Here is a 21,456-nt window from a genome sequence, read left to right on the forward strand (position 1 = left end):
CGCGGGTCTCGTTCTCCCCGCGCTCGGGCAGCGCCTCCTGGATCGCCTTGCGACGGCCGTGCGCCGGGCGCTCCTCCTTGAGCCGGTCGTCCTCACCGCGGCGGGCGAGGTTCTCGGCGCCCGCGTCGAGGCTCGGCCGGAAGTCGAAGACGACGGAGTCGTCGGGGTGCCCGATGAGGACGGTGTCGCCCTCCTCCGCGCCGACCTCGATGAGCTTCTTCTCGACGCCGAGGCGGTTGAGCCGGTCGGCGAGGAAGCCGACGGCCTCGTCGTTGCTGAAGTCGGTCTGGCGGACCCAGCGCTCGGGCTTGGTGCCGCGGACCCGCCAGCCGTCGTCGGTCCGGGTGACGGTGAAGTCGGCGCCGTCGACGCTCGGCGGGCGCAGGATGATCCGCTCGGCGACCTCGACGGCCTTCTCCTCGCGCGCGGCCAGCACGATCTCGGCCATCGCGAAGACGAGCTCGCGGGTGCCCTCCCCCGACGCCGCGGAGACCGGGAAGACCCGCAGCCCGCGCTCGCGGAGGTCGTCGATCACGATGTCGGAGAGGTCGCGGCCGTCGGGCACGTCGATCTTGTTGAGCGCGACCAGCCGCGGCCGGTCCTCGAGGCCGCCGTAGCGGGCGAGCTCGTTCTCGATGATGTCGAGGTCGTCGGCGGGGTTGCGGCCGGGCTCGAAGGTGGCGGTGTCGAGGACGTGCACGATCGCAGCGCACCGCTCGACGTGGCGCAGGAAGTCGTGGCCGAGGCCGCGCCCGTCGCTGGCACCCTCGATCAGGCCGGGGACGTCGGCGACGGTGAAGGTGGTGTCGCCGCCGGTGACGACGCCGAGGTTGGGCACCAGGGTCGTGAACGGGTAGTCGGCGATCTTGGGCCGGGCGCGCGAGATCGAGGCGATCAGGCTCGACTTGCCGGCGCTCGGGAAGCCGACCAGACCGATGTCGGCGACGACCTTGAGCTCGAGGACGACCTCGACCTCCTCGCCGGGCTCGCCGAGCAGCGCGAAGCCGGGGGCCTTGCGCTTGGCGCTGGCCAGCGCGGCGTTGCCGAGCCCGCCGCGGCCGCCCTGGGCGACGACGAGCTCGGTGCCCGGACCGACCAGGTCGGCGACGACCTCGCCGGTGCTCCTGATGCTGACGACGGTGCCGTCGGGGACCGACAGCACCATGTCGGCACCGTGCGCGCCGTTGCGGTGCGAGCCGGCGCCCTGGCCGCCGTGCTCGGCCTTGCGGTGCGGGCTGTGGTGGTAGTCGACGAGCGTGGTGACGTCGGGGTCGACCCGCAGGATGATCGAGCCGCCCGGGCCACCGTTGCCGCCGTCGGGGCCACCGAGCGGCTTGAACTTCTCGCGGTGCACGGAGGCGACACCGTGACCGCCGCGCCCGGCCGTGACGTGCAGCGTGACGCGATCGACGAAGGTGGGGACGGCCATGGTGGTGCTCCTGAGCAGCTAGGTAAAACACGAAGGGCGCCCCGGCACGGGACGCCCTCTCGTGGTGAAGCCTGGGATGGTGCTGGGTGAGTGACGGATCACTCGCCCGGGTGTCGCACGCTCAGTCGACGGGCGTGATGTTGACGACCTTGCGGCCGCGCTTGCGGCCGAACTCGACGGCGCCGGGGATCAGCGCGAAGAGGGTGTCGTCACCGCCGCGGCCGACGCCGCTGCCCGGGTGGAAGTGCGTGCCCCGCTGGCGGACGATGATCTCGCCGGCGTTGACGGCCTGGCCGCCGAAGCGCTTGACGCCGAGGCGCTGGGAGTTGGAGTCGCGACCGTTCTTGGTGGACGCGGCGCCCTTCTTGTGAGCCATCTCAGTTCCTTCTCGGGTGGGTGAGTCGAGAGACTCAGAGCGTGATGTCGGTGACCTTGACCTGGGTGTACTTCTGGCGGTGACCCTGGCGCTTCTTGTAGCCGGTCTTGTTCTTGTACTTCTGGATGACGATCTTCGGGCCCTTGGTGGCGCCGAGGACCTCGACGGTCACGGCGGCCTTGTCGAGGCCGGTGGCGGTGACGGTCTCGCCGTCGACGGCCATCACGACCGGCAGGGCCAGCGTGTCACCGACCGGCGTCGAGACCTTGTCGATCTCGATGACGTCGCCGACAGCGACCTTCTGCTGCTTGGCGCCTGCGCGCACGATCGCGTACACCGCGGTCTCCTTCGTCGTCTTCACTGCTAGCGGGTCCTGCGGCACGGCCGACCGCTCTCGGGAACGAGGGGGGTGCCGGGCAGGAGTGGTGCGTCCGGCGAGGACGCACGAGGGTCAATCGTACGGATCAGGGCGCGGAGGAGCAAAACGGGCCTCCCCCGCACCCTGGCGGCCGGTTCAGCGCTTGCGGCCCTTGCGCTTGACCGGGACGTGCAGCCCCGTGTCCTCGGCCTGCTCGGTGGTGTCGTCGTCGGCCGTCCCGGGAGCCTGCGCGGACGCCGTCTCGTCGGTCGGCGTGCCGGCGACCCGGCTCGCGGACCGGCCGCGGGTCCGGGTGACCACCTGGGGCGGCTCGGGCGCGACCGGGGCCTCCTCGGCCGCCACGGGCTGCTCCGTCGGCTGCGCGGTGGTGACGGCGGTGACCGCCGTGGTGCTCGCCACCGTGCGCGTCACGCCGCGTCGGGACCGGGTGACCACCTGGGGGGCGGCCGGCTCGGCCGGCGCCCCCACGGGCGCCTCGGCCGCCGCTGCGGGCTCGACGGGCTCGGGAACGGGCGCCGCGGTCACCGCGGTGGGCTCGGCGGCCTCGGGGGCCGGCGTCACGGTGCGGCTCACGCCGCGACGCGACCGGGTGACGACCTTCGGGGCGGCCGGCTCGGCCGGGGCCTCCGCGGACGCCGCGGGCTGCTCGACGGCGGGGCTCGGCGCCTCGACGGCGACCTGCGCCTCGGTCTCGGTGGTCGGCGCCACGGTGCGGCTCACGCCGCGACGGGTCCGGGTGACGACCTTCGGGGCGGCCGGCTCGACCGGTGCCTCCGCGGACGCCTCGGGCTGCTCGACGACGGGGCTCGGTGCCTCGACGGCGACCTCCGCCCCGGTCTCGGTCTCGGTGGTCGCCGCCACGGTGCGGCTCACGCCGCGACGGGTCCGGGTGACGACCTTCGGGGCAGCCGGCTCGGACGCCGGGGCCTCGGACACCGGGGCCTCGGCCGCCGGTGTCTCGACCTCGGGGGACTCGGAGGCGGGCGTCACGGGCTCGACGCCGTCCTTGAGCAGCTCTGCGCTCGCCATCGCGGCGAACTCGGCCGGGGTCGGCTTGTGCGCGGCGGGGGCCGTGGCCGGAGCCGCCTGGGCGTCGTCGCCGGTGCGGCCGCGGCCGCCACGACGACGTCCGGTGCGTCGTTCGCCTTCGGCACCGCCGGCACTGCCACCGCCGCCGTTGCCGCCGCCGCCACCGCCGTTGCCGCCGCCGTTGCCGCCGCCGTTGCCGCCGCCGGTGTTGCCGCCCCGCTCGTCCTGGCCCCGCCGGGGCTCGATCGGCGCGTCGTGGATGACGACGCCGCGGCCCTGGCAGTGCTCGCAGTTCTCGCTGAACGACTCCAGCAGGCCGGTGCCGATCCGCTTGCGCGTCATCTGCACCAGGCCGAGCGAGGTCACCTCGGCGACCTGGTGGCGGGTCCGGTCACGACCGAGGCACTCGACCATCCGGCGCAGGACCAGGTCCCGGTTGGCCTCGAGGACCATGTCGATGAAGTCGACGACGATGATGCCGCCGATGTCGCGCAGCCTGAGCTGGCGCACGACCTCCTCGGCCGCCTCGAGGTTGTTCTTGGTGACCGTCTCCTCGAGGTTGCCGCCGGAGCCGGTGAACTTGCCGGTGTTGACGTCGACGACGGTCATCGCCTCGGTGCGGTCGATGACCAGCGAGCCGCCGGAGGGCAGGAACACCTTGCGGTCGAGGGCCTTGGCGATCTGCTCGTCGATCCGGTAGGCGGAGAACAGGTCGACGTCGTTGTGCTCGCGCGCGTCGTACTTCTCGAGGCGGTCCTCGAGGTCGGGCGCGACGTCGCGGACGTAGCCGAGGACGAGGTCCCAGGCGTCGTCGCCCTGGATGACCAGCTTGGCGAAGTCCTCGGTGAAGAGGTCGCGGACGACCTTGAGGGTCAGGTCGGGCTCACCGTGCAGGAGCTGCGGGTTGCCGCCCTTGCCCTTGGCCTTGCCCTCGATCTCCTCCCAGCGGGACTTGAGTCGCTCGACGTCCTGCGTCAGCTCCTCCTCGCTCGCGCCCTCCGCGGCCGTGCGCACGATGACGCCGGCCGTCGACGGGACGACCTCCTTGAGGAGGGTCTTGAGCCGGTTGCGCTCGGTGTCGGGCAGCTTGCGGGAGATCCCGGACGTCGTGCCGTCCGGCACGTAGACCAGGAACCGCCCGGCCAGGCTGATCTGGCTGGTGAGCCGGGCGCCCTTGTTGCCGATGGGGTCCTTGCTGACCTGCACGAGGATGGTCTGGCCCGAGGAGAGGACCGACTCGATCTTGCGCGGGTTGCCGTCCTTGTGGCCGAGCTGCGACCAGTTGACCTCGCCGGCGTACAGGACCGCGTTGCGTCCCTTGCCGATGTCGATGAACGCCGCCTCCATGGAGGGGAGCACGTTCTGGACCCGCCCGAGGTAGACGTTGCCGATGAGGGAGGTCTGCGACTCGCGGGCGACGTAGTGCTCGACGAGGACCTTGTCCTCGACGACGCCGATCTGGGTCAGCTCGTCGCGCTGGCGCACGACCATGACCCGCTCGACCGACTCGCGGCGGGCGAGGAACTCGGCCTCGCTGACGATCGGGGCACGTCGGCGACCGGCCTCGCGGCCGTCGCGGCGGCGCTGCTTCTTGGCCTCGAGACGGGTGGAGCCGGCGATCGAGGTGATCTCGTCCTCGGGAGAGCGCGTGCGGCGCACCCGGGTCGTGGTGTGGCTCGGGTCGTCGCCGCCCCCGTCACCGGAGTCGCCCTCGCGGCGGCGCTTGCGGCGTCGGCGGGTGCCGGTGCCGCCCTCGGCGGCGTCGGTGCCGTCGGACTTCTCGTCGCCGTTCCTGTCGGCGCCACCGTCGCTGCTCGGGTCGGCGTCGTGGTCGGAGGAGTCACCGGCGCTCTCGCCCTGGGCGGCGGGCGTCTCGGCCTTGGCCGCGCCGCGGCCACCGCGGCCACCGCGCCCGCCCCGGTCGGCGGGGGCGTCGGCCTCGGCGACGTCGTTGCCGGCGTCTCCCCCGGCATCGGCACCGTCGCCACCGTCGCCACTGCGACGGCGGCGTCGTCCGCCACGGCGACGACGGCGGCGCGGACCGGAGTCGTCACCCTCGTCCCCGGCACCGTCGTCGGAGCCCTCGTCGGACTCGTCGGCCTCGTCGGCCTGATCGGTCGGGTCGGCCTCATCGGTCGGGTCGATCACGTCGGTCGGGTCCTGCTCGGCGGCCTCGGTCGCCTCGACGCTCTCGACGGCCACCTCGGGGGCGGCGTCCACCGCGGTCGTGTCGATCGGCTCCTCGAGCTCCTCGGGGGCGGTCTCCGCGGCGAGCGCCTCGGCAGCGGCGGCCTCGGCGGCACGGGAACGCACGGTGGAGCGCTTGGCAGGGGCCTTCTTCGCGGCGGCGCGCTTGCGGGTCGGCTTCTCACCGGTCTCCGGGACCTGGAACAGCGGCATCGTGCCGGACGGCGCCGGCTCGGCGGCCGGGGTCGTGGTCTCGTCGGCGGCGGGCTCGTCGGGCACCGACTCCGGCTCGGCCGCCCTCTTCGCGGCGGCCTTCTTGGTGGTGGTCTTCTTCGCGGCGGCCTTCTTGGCCGTCGTCTTCTTGGCGGCGGCCTTCCTGGCCGGCTTCGCCTCGGGCTCACCGGCGGCCTCCACGGGCGCCTCCGGGGCAACCTCGGCTGCGGGCTCGGCTGCGGGCTCGGCGGCCGCGGCCTTCTTGCTCGCCCGCTTGGCGGGCGCCCTCTTGGCGGCGCCGGCCTTCTTGGCGGCGGTCTTGCGCGCGGCGGCCTTCTTGGCCGGCGCGTCGGCGGCGGGGCCGTCGGTGCCGGAGACCTGGTCGTCGGTGCTCTGCAGTTCGTCGTCAGCCATGAGAGTGCTGCTCCTCCACCCGGCGGAGCCGGGGTCTGGTGCTGCCGCGCCGGGGTGGACAGGATCGGCAGCACGAAGTCTGGTCGGCGGCGACGTCCTCCGCGGCGCGGCGCTGGACCTGACCCGTCACCTGCCGCGGTCGCTGTGCCCGGATCGCTGTCACCGATCCCGGACCGCGTCGCGGTCTGGCGACGACCTGCTCCACCGTGTCGACCCCTGTGCTGGGCCGACAAGTTCGTCGTCGAGTGGCCTCACGAGGCTGGGGAGCACCGTTCGGCCACCACCGGGAGTATCGCACACCACGATCCGCCGGGAGATTCGCGAGTCAGCCGGCGAACGGGTCGCCGACCTCGCCGGTGGCCTCGTCGAGGGGGCCCTGCTGGGTCCGGGTGAGCAGCGGCGCCGGGCCCGGATCGAGGTCCGTCAGCCGGCTGATGCCGGTCAGGACGTCGTCGGGCCGGACGGCGGGGACCGTGTGGCGCAGCACCAGGTCGAGGCGGACGTCGGGCGTGTCGCCGGCGTCCGACACCGCGGCGAGCCGCAGGACGGCGGCGCGGCAGTCGAACTCGCGCAGCCCCTTCTTCGTCATCCGCTCGACCACGACCGAGTCCTCACCGAGGAACGCCGCGACGGAGTCCTGGGCCACGGTCGCGGGGACGGCGAGCGGGCCGATGACCCACCGGCTGGCCTGGAGCAGGTCGGCGAGGCCGACGCTGGGGGTGCCGAGCGGGACCGTCGCGTCGACCACCCGGAGGACGTCGAGGCCGTCGGGGAGCGCCTCCTCGAGCTGGGCGTGGACGTCGGCCGGGTCGACGACCTGCGCGAGCCCGATCTCGAGGTACTCGGCCTCGCTGGCCGACCCGGTCGGCGCCGCGCCGGCGTACGAGATCCGGGGGTGCGGGTTGAAGCCCGACGAGTAGGCCATCGGCACCCGGGCACGGAAGACGGCGCGCTCGAAGGCACGGCTGAAGTCGCGGTGGCTGGTGAAGCGGAGCCGTCCCCGCTTGGCGTAGCGGATCCGCAGCCGCTGGACCGGCGGCGCCTGCTGCTCGGGCTGCTGGCGGCTCACGACGACATCACGGCACTCACGGCACTCACGGCACCAGGGTTTCACGCGGGAGCTTCATCAGCGCGGACGGGTAGACGGTGCCGACCCGCTGCCCGTCGAGCCACCCGGTCAGCCGGACGGCCTCCGCGTCGAGGGCCGCCCGGGCGGCCGACGTCACCGGCTCGAGGAGCCGGACGGCGACGGTGCCGGCGTCGTCCTGGACCCAGCAGCCGACGATCCGGCCGTCGACCCACGCCGTCGTGCCCGCGTTGCCGTTGCGGTCGAAGAGGTGCGGGCCGTGCTCGCCGAGGTAGAAGCCACGCTCCTTCCAGCCCATGACCGTGGGGTCGAGGACCGGCAGCAGCGCGGCCCAGTGGTCCTCCGCGGCCGGCTCCTCGTCGACGTCGTCGGGGAGCACCCAGCCGGTCCGGCCCCCGTCGAGCGCGACCTCGACGGCGCCGACGCGGGCGAACGCCGTCCGCACGGCACCCTTCGTGCCGCCGAGCCACCACACGACGTCGTCGGTCGTGCCCGGGCCGAAGGTGCGCAGCCAGCGCCCGACGATCTCGGCGTACCCGTCGTCGACCGACGCCGGTGCCGCGGGCGCCTCGCCGAGCCAGTCGGCCATCCGCGTCCACCGCGGCCGCGAGAGCCGCCAGTGCTGGGTGTTGGTGCCGCGCACGACGTCGGCGGTCAGCCCGAGGTGGGTCAGGACGCGGCCGTGGTTCCACACCGACCCGGCCGTCACCTCGAACTTCACCGCGACCTCGGGCAGCAGCTCGCGCACCTCGACCGCGGTCAGCCCGTCGGGGCGCTCGGCGAGCGCGCCGAGGACGGCGGCCCGGGCGTCCAGCACCCAGGCCGTGCCGTCGGCGGCGATGCCGGCCTTCTCGACGTCCTTGGCCATCCGTCTCAGCTCGGCCTCGGCGACCCGCGCCGACGCGCTCCCCCACGCGGCCGGAAGCAGGTCGCGCGGGAGGACGAACAGGGTGCGCCGCATCGCCAGCTGCTTGACGAGCGAGCGGTCGTCGTACAGCGCGCGGTCGACGTCGGCGACCGTGAGGCCGGGGACGCGGGCGGCCAGGGAGAGGTAGACGGTCGCGGGCTCGGTGGCGTGCAGCACCGTCATCGCCCGGGTCGCGGCCTCGGCCGTCGCGACCCGCGACCACGGGGCCAGCGCGTGCCGGCGGGCCAGGCGGCGACGTCGTTCGTCGTCGGTGATGTGGCGCACCCCGACATCCTGCCCGCCCGCCCCGCGGTGCTGCGACACTGTGCGCCAGACCTGCCGACCGCGCCGGGCCGCACCGGGCCGACCGCCGGACCCCGAGGAACCACGATGAGCAACCCCTACGACCCCTACAACCCGAGCCAGCCGAACCAGGGCCAGCCGAACCAGGGCCAGCCCTACGGCTCCGAGCCCGGCAGCGGTCAGGGCTACGGCGGCTACGGCGGCGGGTACGCCGGTGGCGGGTACGACAACCCGTACGGCGGCGGCGCCCCGAACCCCTACGGCGAGGCCCCGAAGAAGACCGACGCCGTCTCGATCACCGGCTTCGTGCTCAGCCTGACCTGCTGCCTCTCCGTCGTGGGCGCGGTCCTCGGCTTCATCGGCCTCGGTCGCACCAAGGGCGGCAAGCGCAAGGGCCGCTGGGCGGCGATCTCCGCCGCGATCATCGGCGTCCTCGGCACGTTGGCCTTCGCCGGCATCATCGTCGCCGTCGTGATCGCCGCGAAGACCGTCGTCACGCCCGACAACGCCGAGGCCGGCCAGTGCGTGAACGTCGACACCGACGACGACGACAACGTCAGCATGTCGAAGAAGGACTGCGACGAGAAGCACGAGGCCGAGATCGTCTACGTCGGCAAGGCCGGCGAGGACGCCAGCGCGCTCGAGTCGGAGGCCGGCAACGTCTGCGTCGACCGGTTGGACCCGGAGGACGCGGCGACCCTGACCGACGGCGGCTACCGGATCAACGCCGTCATCGACGACCCCGCCGACATCTCCACCGGTGACAAGTTCATCTGCTACGCCGAGGACGGCGGCGGCGCCGACCTCACCGAGCCGATCCTCTGACCCACCCCCGGCCGGCTCCACGCGGCCGCCAGGTTTCACCCGCCCCCGCGTGGAGAAGAAGTCCTGGGACCGGACCGGGCTGGCACGAGGAGACACGACGACATGGCACCTTCGTCGATGCGTCGACTCGTCGTCGTCCCGCTCCTCGTGGCCGGGCTGGCCGCCGGGTGCGGGGACGAGTCGCCGGAGCCCTCGGGTGACAGTGGCTCCACCGTCCTCCTCGGCACGGACACCACCACGGTCGAGGGCGTCGAGTTCGACGTCGTCGTGCCCAGCGGCGCCTTCACCTTCACCGTCGGGGAGCCCGTCACGGACCTGCCCGACGACGTCGACGCGCCGGCCGACGACGACACGCAGTACGTCGGGCTCGCCTGGGAGCCGGCCGGCCCCGCTCCGGAGTTCGGCCCGGTCCTGCACGGGACCGATCCCGAGGTCGCGACCGTCACCGTCGACCGGGGCGGGTCGGACCTCGACGTCACGCTGCTCGGCCCCCCGGAGCTCGACGGCACCGCCAACGGTGTCGCCTGGGTCCCGGTCGACGGCGACGCGGGACGGCTCGCGGTCGACTACGACGGGCTGACCCAGACCTTCGACCTCACCACGGGCGAGCGGGCGCCCGGGCCCGCCGACGGGTTCTACACCGACACGCCCACCCTGCGCGGCGACTGCCCGGCGCAGGGGCCCGGACGAGCCGGGGACGGCCTCCAGTTCACCGTCACGTGCGCGGTGCCGGCGGTCGCCTCGGTGCCCTACGTCGCCGGCCGGGGCTGGGTCGCCGACGCCGGCACGACCTTCCTGGTGGCCGACGTGACCCTGACGCCCTCCACGTTCCACCGACCCGCGGGCGGGGCCGTGGCGTCGTACCGCGTCACCGGGACCGACACCGAGGTCAGCCTGGACCGCACCGCGGCCGTCGTCCTCGGGGAGGCGGCGCAGACACCCCAGGGCGGGTGGAGCGCGACCGTGACCGCCGAGGTCCCCCGCGCCGAGACCGCCACCCTCGAGATCACCCAGAGCGTCGCGCTCGCCCGCGACTCGGGTCCGGGGAGCGCCCCCGCCACCGACGAACTCGCCCTCACCTTCACCGTCGAGCTCAGCTGAGCCTGCAGCCGCCGTCACAGAAAGGCACCACCCATGGCCGACCTTGTCGTTGACCTGCACGACCTCTGGTTCGCCGAGCAGTCGTGCACCGAGATGGCCCAGGCGCACACCCAGGCGGCCTCGACCGTCGGCGGGTGCGACGCGGCCGACGCCCTGGACCGGCCCGCCGGCATCGGGCTCGGGAGCTCCGGCTTCTACAGCGACTGGTCCTACCTGCGCGACCAGATCGTCGGCATGCTCACGACCAACGCGAGCAGCCTCGACGACAGCGCGGCGGCCATGCGGATCTGCATCGACACCTTCACCTCCACCGACGCCGACGTCGCCCAGGACTTCAAGGAGCGGCAGGCGGCGATCCCCTATGAGTGACAACTACGGAGACGTCCGCGGCGAGGCGACCACGCTCGTCGACCGCTTCGCCGAGCTGGAGACCCGCCACCAGGCGATGCTCGCGTTCGAGACCGCGGCCGAGGACGGGTCGCTCGACGACGCGCACGCCTGGACCAACGAACGCCGCGCACGCGAGCTCCAGGTCTACAGCGACCAGTGGTACGGCGAGATCCGTTCCTGGTTCGAGGACATCGAGGAGCTCTTCGACGAGCTGGCCGACCTGCCCGACCCGGGCACGCTGCTCTCCACCGCCCAGTCCCTCAACCCCGCGCTGAGCATCATGTCCGGCCCCAGCGGCCACACCGACATCTCCGGCGGCACCGAGTACGCACCGTCCGCCTCCTTCGACAAGCTCCAGAGCGTCCCCACCTACCTGGCCGACTGGAACGGGATCGCCGCCGACGCCTTCAAGTCGAACTTCATCCCGCCGCTGGAGCGGGTGGCGCACAACGAGTTCGAGGCGATCGTCAGCCTGCGCTCCCCCCTCCTCGCGGCCGGGGAGATGTGGAAGCAGGCGCGCAAGGACGTCTCGGACCTCATCGACGAGACCAACTCGGCGCTCGACGACTACGAGGGCGGCAAGGGCGCCGCCGACGCCGTGCTGGCCTTGAGCATCATCGGTGCCGTCGTCGCGGTCGCCGCCGTCCCCTTCACCGGCGGCACGTCGGCCGCGCTGTACTGGGCCATCGCGGGCTCGGCGATCGGCGTGACCGGGGCGGTCGTTGGCTACCCGGCCGAGCCGAAGAAGGAGCTCGACATCAGCGGTGACACCCCCGCCGACATCGCCGTGTCGCTGCGCCAGGCGGTCGCCGACATGAAGCTGCAGTGGATCGAGAACGAGATCTTCATCCGCGACAAGATCCGCAGCCTGACCGACCTCATCAGCGGCTACACCGCCCCCTCCGAGGACTCGCCGCCGCTGCCGCGGTATCCCAACGTGGGCGCGCCCACGAGCGGTCACACGTACTCGCAGGCCACCGTGCACGAGTTCTCCCTGCCGCGCCCGGCGCTCGCCGACACGACCCCGGGGAACGCCCAGGACGACGACCACTTCGGCAAGCCCGACTGAGAGCGAGGCCCGTGATGAGCGAGATGGGTCGCCACCTCGACACCCTGGTGGTCTCCGCGACCACGCCCGACGAGACGGCCTCGGCGACGTTGCACGGCCGCACCCGCGTGACGGTGAGCCTGGCCTCCGGCTACTACGCCTACACCACCGACGACCGGCTGGCCGACAAGCTCGCGCAGCTCGGCCGGCTGCTCTGGGTGGCGCGCATGCAGGAGTACTACCGGTTCAAGAGCGAGCAGCTGGGCCGCCAGGTCCGGGGTGAGGGCGCCCCCCGGACCCCCGCGCAGAGCGAGCGGCGCGAGGCACGCGACAACATCGTCGCGCGGGGAGTGTCGCACGACGGCGCGGTCGGGCTGGCCGCGGTCGGGTTGTTCACCTGGACCGCGTCGGTCGCCCCGGGCACGGCGAGGCGGTCCAGCGAGGAGGAGTTCTGCTCGGCCGCCGGGCAGGCGGCCGAGCAGCTCATCGAGGACCACCTCTGGAACCTGGCCCTGGTCTGGGCCAACGGCGCCCGTTGAGGCTGTCCCTCAGACGACGGCGAGCGGCAGCAGCCGGCGTCCGGTGGGGCCGATCTGGATCTCGGTGTTCATCTCGGGGCACACGCCGCAGTCGTAGCACGGCGTCCAGCGGCAGTCCTCGACCTCCACGTCGGAGGTGCCGTCGGCGACCGCGAGGGCGTCCTCCCAGTCGGCCCAGAGCCAGTCCTTGTCGAGGCCGGAGTCGAGGTGGTCCCAGGGCAGGGTCTCGTCGTAGCCGCGCTCGCGGGTGGTGAACCAGGCGAGGTCGACGCCGGTGCCGGCCAGCCCGGTCTCGGTCGCGGCGATCCAGCGGTCGTAGGAGAAGTGCTCGCTCCAGCCGTCGAAGCGGCCGCCGTCGCGCCACACGGCCTCGATCACGCGGCCGACGCGGCGGTCGCCGCGCGAGAGCAGGCCCTCGATGATGCCGGGCTTGCCGTCGTGGTAGCGGAAGCCGATGGCGCGGCCGAACCGCTTGTCGTCGCGGACGATGTCGCGCAGCTGCTTGAGGCGGTCGTCGGTGGTCTCGACGTCGAGCTGGGCGGCCCACTGGAACGGCGTGTGCGGCTTGGGGACGAAACCGCCGATCGAGACCGTGCAGCGGATGTCGTTGCGGCCGGTCACCTCGCGCCCCTTGGCGATGACGGCCTTGGCGAGCGTGGCGACCTGGAGGACGTCCTCGAGCTCCTCGGTGGGCAGCCCGACCATGAAGTAGAGCTTCACCTGCCGCCAGCCGTGGGAGTAGGCCGTCGCGACGGTCCGGATCAGGTCCTCCTCGGTCACCATCTTGTTGATGACCTTGCGCATCCGCTCGCTGCCGCCCTCGGGCGCGAACGTCAGTCCGGAGCGGCGTCCGTTGCGGGAGAACTCGTTGGCCAGGGTGATGTTGAAGGCGTCCACCCGGGTCGAGGGCAGCGACAGCGAGACGTTGGTGCCCTCGTAGCGGTCGGCCAGGTCGGCGGCGACCTCGCCGATCTCGGTGTGGTCGGCACTCGACAGCGAGAGCAGGCCGACCTCCTCGAAGCCGGTCTGGCGGATGCCGTTCTCCACCATCGCGCCGATCGTCTCGATCGACCGCTCGCGGACGGGCCGGGTGATCATCCCGGCCTGGCAGAACCGGCAGCCGCGGGTGCAGCCGCGGAAGATCTCGACGCTGAACCGCTCGTGCACGGTCTCGGCGAGCGGCACCAGCGGCTTGGCGGGGTAGGGCCAGGCGTCGAGGTCCATCAGCGTGTGCTTGGTGACGCGGTGCGGGATGCCCGGCCGGTTCGGGACGACGGCGGTGATGGCGCCGTCGTCGGCGTAGGAGACGTCGTAGAAGCGCGGCACGTAGATGTTGCCGGTGACGGCGAGCCGGCGCAGCAGCTCTTCGCGCCCGGACGCCATCTCCCCCGCGGGCCGGCCCTGGAGCTTCCACTCGCGCACGACCTCGGAGATCGCGAGGACGACCTCCTCGCCGTCACCGAGGACGGCGGCGTCGACGAAGTCGGCGATCGGCTCGGGGTTGAACGCCGCGTGACCGCCCGCGAGGACGACGGGGTCGGCGTCGGTGCGGTCGGCGGCGTGCAGCGCGATGCCGGCGAGGTCGAGGGCGTTGAGCATGTTGGTGTAGCCCAGCTCGGTGGAGAAGCTGAGGCCGAACACGTCGAAGTCGCGCACCGGGCGGTGGGCGTCGACGGTGAACTGCGGGATCGGTCCGAGCGCGTCGCCGGTCCGCATCACCGCCTCCATGTCGGGCCAGACCGCGTACGTGCGCTCGGCGAGGATCCAGTCGCGCTCGTTGAGCACCTCGTAGAGGATCTGGACGCCCTGGTTGGGCAGGCCCACCTCGTAGGCGTCCGGGTACATCAGCGCCCAGCGCACGGTCTCGCCCGGCTCGGTGTCCGCGCCGCAGTCCCACTCCTTGACCGTGGAGTTGAGCTCGCCGCCGACGTACTGGATCGGCTTGGAGACCGAGGGCAGGTGCGGCTCGAGACGGGGGAAGACGCTGGCGGACATGGGTTCCAGTCTACGAGCGCCTCCCCGACTGCTCCGATTCCTCACCACGGCGCCGACCCGTCCCCGATAGCTGACGGGTCGGCGCGGGCGGCGCGGGCGGGAGGGTCGGGCGCGGGCGGGTCGGTCAGCGCGGGGGGTCGACCTCGGGCCAGCCGGCACCCGGACGACGGCCCAGGTCCGGGTCGATCTCGCCGGTGAGCTCGTCGACGACGAGGAGGTCGTCGCGCACCTGTCCGGCCCGGTACGACGCCCGGCCCACCATGTGCGCCGCGACGGGGGCGGTCACCATCTGCGCGAGGACGACGACGACGCCGAGCGCCGCGGCCGACGGCGAGCGCAGCACCAGCGAGAGCCCGAGCACCACGAGCACCAGGCCCAGCACCTGCGGCTTGGTGGCCGCGTGCATGCGGGTGAGCAGGTCCGGCAGCCGCAGGACGCCGATCGCAGCGACCAGGCTGAGCAGCGAGCCGAGCAGCAGGCAGACCGCGCCGACGACGTCGAGCACGTCGTTCATCGCGCCTCCTCGGCGGTCGGGTCGTCGGAGTCGTCGTCGGACTCCTCGACGTCGTCGCTGCCGGGGCTGAACCGGGCGAGGCTGACGGAGCCGACGAAGCCGAGCAGGGTGGCCACGAGGAGCAGCGGCAGGTTCTCGGCCGTGCGGCGGTGGGCCGCGTCGATCGAGACGGCGGCGATCGAGATCGCGATGATCACGTCGAAGGCGATCGCGCGGTCGAGCATGGTCGGGCCGATCGCCATCCGGACGACGACGAGCACGGCCGCGATCCCGAGGACGACGGCGGCGACGACGAGCACGGCGGTCACGGCGCCTCCTCCGCCCCACCCGCGGGCTCGGCGACGGGCTCGGCCGGACGCGGCGAGAGCGCCGCGAGCACCCGCGCCTCCTGGGCCCAGACCCGCTCGCGGACCGGCTCCACGTCCGCCGCCGACCGGACGTCGAGCACGTGCAGGTAGAGCGTGAACGAGGAGCGGTGCACCTCGACCACGACGGTGCCGGGCACCAGTGACACGAGCTCGGCCACCATCACGAGCACCAGGTCGGACTCGCTGCGCAGCGGGACCCGGACGAGCGCGTTGCGCAGGTCGCGCGGGGGCCGCAGGACCGTCCAGGCGACCTGCAGGCTCGCCACGACGACGTCCGCGAGGAAGCGTCCGACGAGCACCAGCGTGCCGACCGGCCTGACCCGCACGTCGAGGTCGAGCGGCGGCAGCGGGAAGAGCAGCAGCGCGGCGGTGGCGACCAGGGCGCCCCCGACGAGCGACATCGCCGACCACGTGCCCCACAGCACCCACCACACGAGCGTCAGCCACAGCACCATCGGCCACTGCACGTGCCGGCGGGCGCGCTGGGACACCCGGCGCCGGCGCGCGGCGTTCACCGGGCGGCCTCGTCGACCGCGGTGGTGTAGCGGCCGCGGTCCATCAGGTCGAGCGAGGCCCGCTCGGTGTAGGCGTAGAGGGGGCCGGCGACCACCGTGATGCCGACGCTGACGGCGACCAGGGCGGCCGCGGGGGCGGTCATCAGGACCGGCAGCCGGGTCGGCATGCCGTCGTCCTCGAGGCGCTGGTGCAGGTCGCGGTCGGGCCGGTCGCCGTCGACGATCGCGCCGGCCTCGCGCACCTCGCCCGCGTCGTACGACGTCGTGTCGAGGCGCACCTGGCCGCGTCGCCCGACGGTGGGCGAGCCGGCGGTCTGGACGCCGTCGGCGACCGCCAGCTCCTCGGCCATCGCGTGCGCCTCCTGCGGGGAGCGCCAGAACGCCAGCGACCAGCTCTTCGCGACGGCGTACAGCGTGAGCAGGCTGGTCACGGTGCCCGCGACGACGAGGGTCCAGGCCATCGCGCCGCCGTCGGCGATGCCCGCCTCGAGCAGGCCGACCTTGCCGATGAAGCCGGACAGCGGCGGGATGCCGGCCAGGTTCATCCCGGCGACGAAGAACAGCACGCCGAGCAGCGGGAAGAGCCGCGCCAGGCCGCCGAGCCGGAGCAGGGCGGTGCTGCCGGCCTGCCGCTCGATGAGGCCGACGACGAGGAACAGGGCCGTCTGGATGGTGATGTGGTGCGCGACGTAGAACACCGCGCCCGCCATGCCGGCACCGCTGGCCAGGCCGATGCCGAAGATCATGTAGCCGATGTGGCTGACCAGGGTGAAGGACAGCAGTCGCTTCATGTCCGACTGGGCGATCGCGCCGAGGATGCCGATCAGCATCGAGGCCATCGCGAAGACCATCAGCAGGGTGCGCAGCTCACCGCCGGGGAAGAGGAGCGTCTCGGTACGGATGATCGCGTAGACGCCGACCTTGGTGAGCAGGCCGGCGAAGACCGCGGTGACCGGCGCGGGCGCGGTGGGGTAGCTGTCGGGCAGCCACAGCGACAGCGGGAAGACCGCCGCCTTGATCGAGAAGGTCACCAGCAGCAGCAGGTGCAGCATGAGCTGCGTGGAGTCGGGGAGGTCGTCGAGGCGGACGGCGATCTGGGCGAGGTTGAGCGTGCCCACCGCGGCGTAGATCGCGGCGATCGTGATGAGGAACAGCATCGAGGAGAGCGCGTTGACGACGACGTAGATCGTGCCCGCGCGGATGCGGCCGCCGGTGCCGCCGAGGGTGAGCAGGACGTAGCTGGCGAAGAGCAGGATCTCGAAGCTGACGAAGAGGTTGAACAGGTCGCCGGCGAGGAACGCGTTGCTGACGCCGGCGACCAGGGTCAGGAACGTCGGGTGGTAGATCGAGACGGGCGCCGAGCGGTTGCTGTCGGAGATGCCCTGCCCGAGCGAGTACAGCAGGACGGCGAGCGTCACGATCGCCGAGACCAGCAGCATCAGCGCGGCCAGGCGGTCGGCGACCAGCGCGACCCCGAGCTCGTTCCAGCCACCGAGCCAGACGACCTGGGGGCCTTCGCGGTCGACCACGACGAGCAGGACCGCGGCGACGACCACCACCGCCGCGAGGACGACGACGCTGACCAGCCGCTGCGCCTTCGGGTAGCGGAACAGCATCAGCGCGGCGCCCGACCCCAGCAGGGGCAGCAGCACCGGGAGCGGCACGAGGGAGGTGATCGTCATCGGGGTCCCCGGACGGTTGTCGGTCGGACGGGCACGGCGCAGGAGGTCGGGACCCGGGTGGGGTGGTCCATCAGGAGCCCTCCTGCCGGGGGTCGTCGTCGTCCTGGCCGTCGGCGGTCAGTCCGTAGCTGTCGGACGTCGCGTCGTCGACGGCGAGCCGGCGGATGCGAGCGTCCTCGGTGTCGTCCTGGACGTCGTCGTGGCCGGTGAGCTGCCAGCTGCGGTGGGCCATGGCCAGCAGGAACGCGAGCGTGGCGAGGGTGATGACGATGGCGGTGAGGATCATCGCCTGGGGCAGCGGGTCGGACATGTCGTCGACCGCGGTGGAGCCGTAGAACGGGGCGTCGCCGGCCCGGCCGCCGGTGGAGAGCAGGGCGATGTTGACGCCGTTGCTGAGGAGCACGAGCCCGACGAGGACCCGGGTCAGGCTGCGCTCGAGCAGCAGGTAGGCACCGCAGCCGACGAGGGCGCCGGCGACGAGGACGAGGGTCAGGTTGACCTCCATCAGGCGTCCACCTCCTGGCTCTCCGCCTCGCGCTGGGCCCGCAGGATCTGACGGTCGAGGTTGGCGCCGAAGGTGCGCAGCAGGTCGAGCACCAGCCCCATGACGACGAGGTAGACGCCGATGTCGAAGCCGACCGACGAGACCAGGTGCAGCTCACCGAGCAGCGGCAGGCTCACGTAGACGTCGGCGGTCTGCAGCACCTCGCCCCCGAAGGCGACCGGGCCGAGGCCCGAGACGGCGGCGACGAAGAGGCCCGTGCCGATGATGACCCCGGCGTCGACGGGCAGCGCCTCGGCGAGCTCGTAGCGACCGCCCGCGAGGTAGCGCACCATCAGCGCGAGGCCGGCGACCATGCCGGCCGCGAACCCGCCGCCGGGCAGGTTGTGCCCGGCGACGAGCAGGTAGACGGAGAAGACCATGATGCTGTGGAAGACCAGCCGCGTCACGACCTCGAAGACGATCGAGCGACGGTCCGGGCTCAGCGTGCCGGGCGCCGGCAGCCAGATCCGGCGCACCCGGGTCGCGCCGGGCGCACCCGTCGTCTCGACGGCCTGCGGGTCGGCCTCCGCCAGCCGTCGTACGCCGCCGCTGCGGGTGTCGAGGAAGATCAGGCTCGCGACGCCGGTGGCGGCGACGACGAGCACCGAGATCTCGCCGAAGGTGTCCCACGCCCGGATGTCGACCAGGGTCACGTTGACGACGTTGCGGCCGTAGCCGAACTCGTAGGCGGCCTTGGCGAACCCCGTCGAGACGGCCTCGGTGGTGCGCGAGCTCCCGGCGACGACGAGGATCCCCGACACGACGGCGCCGATGACCGCGGCCAGGGCCATCCGCGCGTAGCGGATCGGGCGCAGCGGCCGGTCGGTGAAGTAGTCGGGCAGCCGCCGCAGCACGAGGACGACGACGACCAGCGCGACCGTCTCGACCAGGACCTGGGTCAGCGCGATGTCGGGTGCGCCGTTCAGCACGAAGAGCAGCGCGCAGCCGTAGCCGGTCACGCCGGCGAGGATGAACGCGCGCAGCCGCCGGCGCGAGCGCACCGTCATGACCGCCGCCACGATCATCACCAGGCCCACGACGGGCTGGCCCCAGCCGTCCCAGGCGACGACGCGGAGGTCGGGTCCGTCGAGGAGGGCCAGCACGAGCGCGGTCCCGGGGCCCGCGACGAGCACCAGCAGGATGATCGCGAGGTACGCCGCCGCCGAGCCGCGCTGCACCGTGCCGGTGACCTCGACGGCCAGCCGGTCGATGTCGCGCAGGATCGCGCGGTAGACGCGGCCGCCCGAGATCGGCAGCTCGACGCGTTGCTGGAACGCGCAGAGCCGGTCACGCACCGCGAAGAGCCCGAGTCCGGCGGCCAGGGTGGTGGCGGTCAGGAGCAGGGGCAGCTCGAGGCCGTGCCAGAGGGCGAGGTACTCGTCGTGGTCGCCCGCGGCGAGCTGCACGACGTAGGGGTCGAACGCCGAGGTGAGCGCGGCGCCGGCGAGGCCGAGACCGAGACCGAGCGCCGAGAGCAGCACCGGTCCCGCCGCGAACGGCACGGCGAGGGGGGCGAGCGGCGTGGGCGCGACGTCGGGCTTGGTCGCGAAGGCGCCCCACAGGAAGCGGGCGGTGTAGGCGACGGTGAAGCTCGACCCGACCAGGACGCCGACGACGAGCAGCCAGCCGGCCCACGGCGCGACGCCGACCGGGTTGCCCGCGTGGGTGAGCTCCACGAGCGCGGCCCACATCGTCTCCTTGCCGAGGAAGCCGACGAGCGGCGGCAGCCCGGCCATCGAGGCGCCGGCCAGCGCGGCGGCGACGGCGAGGACCGGCATCCGACGTCCGACGCCGCTGAGGACGTGCAGGTCGCGGGTGCCGGCGAGCTTGTCGACGATGCCGACGGTGAGGAAGAGGGTGGACTTGAACAGCGCGTGCGCCAGCACCAGAGCCGTGCCGGCCAGGGCGGCGGTGCGGCTGCCGATGGCCAGCAGGACGAGCAGGAAGCCCAGCTGGCTGACGGTGCCGTGCGCCAGCAGCAGCTTGACGTCGATCTGGCGCAGGGCGCGCCAGCCGCCGGAGATCATCGTCGCGACGCCGAGGGTCAGCAGCACCGGACGCCAGCCGGGGACGTCGGCGAACGCCGGGGCGAGCAGCGCCACGAGGAGCAGCCCGGCCTTCACCATCGACGCCGCGTGCAGGTAGGCGCTCACCGGGGTGGGCGCCGCCATCGCGCCGGGCAGCCAGAACTGGAACGGGACGATCGCGGACTTGCTCAGCGCGCCCACCAGGACCAGCCAGACGGCCACCGTGGTCGCGGTGCCGGACGGCGGGTCGGCCACGATCTCGGCGAGGGAGAACGAGCCGGCCTCGTGGCCCAGCAGCAGCATCCCGACCAGCATCGCCAGCCCGCCGAGCGTGGTGACGAGCAGCGCCTGGATGGCGGCCCGCCGGCTCGCCCGGTTGGTCGGGTCGAACCCGATCAGCAGGAACGAGGAGATGGTGGTGAGCTCCCAGAACACGAACAGCAGGAGCAGGTTGTCGGACAGGACGAGCCCGAGCATGGCGCCGACGAACGCCGAGAAGCTGCTGGCGAAGCCGACCAGCCCGGGGGCGCCGTCCTCGAAGTACCAGGCGCAGTAGGCCAGCACGACCACCCCGACGCCGGCGACGACGAGGACCATCAGCCAGCGCAGCGCGTCGAGGGTCAGGTCGACCCCGAACCCGAGCGAGGGGATCCACCGCGTCGTCTCGGTCAGGACGCCGCCGTCGAGCACCTCGGTGCTCTGCGTGACGGCCCAGGCCACCGCGACGAGCGGGACGAGGGCGAGCACCAGGAAGGCGCGACGACCCAGCCACCGCACCAACCCGGGCGCGACAGCCGCAGCAACGCCGTGGGCCAGGACGAGAGCGAGCAGGGGTCGGCCTTCCAGAGGTCGAACGGACGCGCGGCCCAGGACGGTGGGCGAGCGCGCGAGGAGGTCGCCGGCGCTCCCGGCGACCCGGGGATGAGTTTACAAGGACGGCGGGTGTGCCCGGACGTCGCCCACCGCGCCGCCTCGCGGACGGATTCCGTCCGCGTGGCGCCGTAGCGTCGCGCCATGACGACCCCTCCCCCGTGGGAGCCGCCCCTGGCCGGCACCGAGGCAGAGCACCTGGTCGGCGCGATCGACCGCATGCGGGCGACGTTCCGCTGGAAGGCCGACGGCCTCGACGCGGCCGGCCTGGCCACGACGGTCGGCGCCTCGTCGCTCACGCTGGGCGGGCTGCTCAAGCACCTCGCCGCCGCCGAGGACTTCCACTCCACGGTGAAGCTGCGCGGGGAGCCGCTCGGCGAGCCGTGGGCGAGCACCGGGTGGGACGGGAGCAACGACTGGGAGCTCACCAGCGCGGCCGACGACACCCCCGCCGTCCTCCACGCGCTGTACGACGGCGCGGTCGCCCGCTCGCGGGAGCGGTTCGCGGCGGCGCTGCGGGACGGCGGCCCCGACCAGCTCGTGCACGCGAGCGACGGCGAGGGCCACCACGCGTCGCTGCGGCGGCTGCTGTGCGACCTCCTCGAGGAGTACGGGCGCCACACCGGCCACGCCGACCTGCTCCGCGAGGCCGTCGACGGCCGCACCGGTGAGGACCCCGACCCCGGCTGGGTCCCACCGGGCCGCTGACGTATC

The 21,456-nt window shown here is 73.2% G+C and carries 18 protein-coding genes and 1 pseudogene; 6 read left to right on the top strand and 13 right to left on the bottom strand.

Features of this window, described 5'->3' with window-relative positions:
• Positions 1-40: 40 nt before the first annotated feature.
• The 6 genes and pseudogenes from obgE to E4623_RS02420 form a co-directional block, all read right to left on the bottom strand.
• A pseudogene (obgE, locus tag E4623_RS02395) lies at positions 41-1,429 on the bottom strand (GTPase ObgE); the annotation flags it as partial.
• Positions 1,430-1,550: 121 nt separating this feature from the next.
• Positions 1,551-1,805 carry a 50S ribosomal protein L27 gene (rpmA, locus tag E4623_RS02400; RefSeq protein ID WP_134764904.1) on the bottom strand — a complete coding sequence of 85 codons (255 nt, stop codon included), beginning with the start codon at positions 1,803-1,805 and terminating at the stop codon, positions 1,551-1,553.
• A gap of 34 nt (positions 1,806-1,839) precedes the next feature.
• Positions 1,840-2,142 carry a 50S ribosomal protein L21 gene (rplU, locus tag E4623_RS02405; protein WP_134765405.1) on the bottom strand — a complete coding sequence of 101 codons (303 nt, stop codon included), beginning with the start codon at positions 2,140-2,142 and terminating at the stop codon, positions 1,840-1,842.
• Positions 2,143-2,319: 177 nt separating this feature from the next.
• A complete protein-coding gene (locus E4623_RS02410; RefSeq protein WP_209020453.1) occupies positions 2,320-6,027 on the bottom strand; it encodes an Rne/Rng family ribonuclease in 3,708 nt (1,235 codons plus the stop codon).
• A gap of 325 nt (positions 6,028-6,352) precedes the next feature.
• Complete coding sequence (locus E4623_RS02415; RefSeq protein ID WP_134764905.1) at positions 6,353-7,096, bottom strand: TIGR03936 family radical SAM-associated protein; 744 nt, start codon at positions 7,094-7,096, stop codon at positions 6,353-6,355.
• A 25-nt stretch (positions 7,097-7,121) separates the two neighbouring features.
• A complete protein-coding gene (locus E4623_RS02420; RefSeq protein ID WP_134764906.1) occupies positions 7,122-8,306 on the bottom strand; it encodes a winged helix DNA-binding domain-containing protein in 1,185 nt (394 codons plus the stop codon).
• A 105-nt stretch (positions 8,307-8,411) separates the two neighbouring features.
• Between E4623_RS02420 and E4623_RS02425 the strand changes: the two genes are divergently transcribed.
• From E4623_RS02425 to E4623_RS02445, 5 genes are all read left to right on the top strand, one after another.
• Positions 8,412-9,149: a DUF4190 domain-containing protein gene (locus tag E4623_RS02425; protein ID WP_134764907.1), complete on the top strand. Its 738-nt coding sequence runs from the start codon at positions 8,412-8,414 to the stop codon at positions 9,147-9,149.
• Positions 9,150-9,251: 102 nt separating this feature from the next.
• Entirely contained in the window at positions 9,252-10,250 is a 999-nt protein-coding gene (locus tag E4623_RS02430) for a hypothetical protein (RefSeq protein WP_134764908.1), read from the top strand.
• Positions 10,251-10,283: 33 nt separating this feature from the next.
• Positions 10,284-10,619 carry a hypothetical protein gene (locus tag E4623_RS02435; protein WP_134764909.1) on the top strand — a complete coding sequence of 112 codons (336 nt, stop codon included), beginning with the start codon at positions 10,284-10,286 and terminating at the stop codon, positions 10,617-10,619.
• On the top strand, positions 10,612-11,709 hold the full coding sequence (locus E4623_RS02440; RefSeq protein ID WP_134764910.1) for a hypothetical protein: 1,098 nt from the start codon (positions 10,612-10,614) through the stop codon (positions 11,707-11,709). The genes E4623_RS02435 and E4623_RS02440 overlap by 8 nt, the downstream gene beginning before the upstream one ends.
• 14 nt (positions 11,710-11,723) lie before the next feature.
• The gene (locus tag E4623_RS02445) at positions 11,724-12,227 is read left to right on the top strand and encodes a hypothetical protein (protein WP_134764911.1); all 504 of its coding nucleotides are present in this window, start codon (positions 11,724-11,726) and stop codon (positions 12,225-12,227) included.
• 9 nt (positions 12,228-12,236) lie between these two features.
• Here E4623_RS02445 and E4623_RS02450 read toward each other — a convergent pair whose 3' ends face one another.
• The 7 genes from E4623_RS02450 to E4623_RS02480 form a co-directional block, all read right to left on the bottom strand.
• Positions 12,237-14,222 (bottom strand): TIGR03960 family B12-binding radical SAM protein, encoded by a 1,986-nt coding sequence (locus E4623_RS02450; protein WP_134764912.1) that lies wholly within the window; start codon positions 14,220-14,222, stop codon positions 12,237-12,239.
• 124 nt (positions 14,223-14,346) lie between these two features.
• Positions 14,347-14,736, bottom strand: a complete 390-nt coding sequence (mnhG, locus tag E4623_RS02455; protein WP_134764913.1) for a monovalent cation/H(+) antiporter subunit G — start codon at positions 14,734-14,736, stop codon at positions 14,347-14,349.
• Positions 14,733-15,044 (bottom strand): monovalent cation/H+ antiporter complex subunit F, encoded by a 312-nt coding sequence (locus E4623_RS02460; protein WP_209020454.1) that lies wholly within the window; start codon positions 15,042-15,044, stop codon positions 14,733-14,735. Before E4623_RS02460 ends, mnhG begins: the two co-directional genes overlap by 4 nt.
• Complete coding sequence (locus E4623_RS02465) at positions 15,041-15,619, bottom strand: Na+/H+ antiporter subunit E (RefSeq protein ID WP_134764914.1); 579 nt, start codon at positions 15,617-15,619, stop codon at positions 15,041-15,043. The genes E4623_RS02460 and E4623_RS02465 overlap by 4 nt, the downstream gene beginning before the upstream one ends.
• Entirely contained in the window at positions 15,616-17,301 is a 1,686-nt protein-coding gene (locus tag E4623_RS02470) for a Na+/H+ antiporter subunit D (protein WP_245154794.1), read from the bottom strand. The genes E4623_RS02465 and E4623_RS02470 overlap by 4 nt, the downstream gene beginning before the upstream one ends.
• A gap of 70 nt (positions 17,302-17,371) precedes the next feature.
• A complete protein-coding gene (locus E4623_RS02475; RefSeq protein WP_134764915.1) occupies positions 17,372-17,806 on the bottom strand; it encodes a Na(+)/H(+) antiporter subunit C in 435 nt (144 codons plus the stop codon).
• Positions 17,806-20,742 (bottom strand): Na+/H+ antiporter subunit A, encoded by a 2,937-nt coding sequence (locus tag E4623_RS02480; protein ID WP_209020510.1) that lies wholly within the window; start codon positions 20,740-20,742, stop codon positions 17,806-17,808. The genes E4623_RS02475 and E4623_RS02480 overlap by 1 nt, the downstream gene beginning before the upstream one ends.
• A 144-nt stretch (positions 20,743-20,886) precedes the next feature.
• On the opposite strand from E4623_RS02480, the gene E4623_RS02485 reads away from it, so the two are divergent.
• Positions 20,887-21,450, top strand: a complete 564-nt coding sequence (locus tag E4623_RS02485) for a DUF664 domain-containing protein (protein WP_134764917.1) — start codon at positions 20,887-20,889, stop codon at positions 21,448-21,450.
• The last annotated feature ends 6 nt before the right edge of the window (positions 21,451-21,456 follow it).

The sequence above is a fragment of the Nocardioides sp. 1609 genome (genome assembly GCF_004522105.1).
Lineage (GTDB): Bacteria > Actinomycetota > Actinomycetes > Propionibacteriales > Nocardioidaceae > Nocardioides.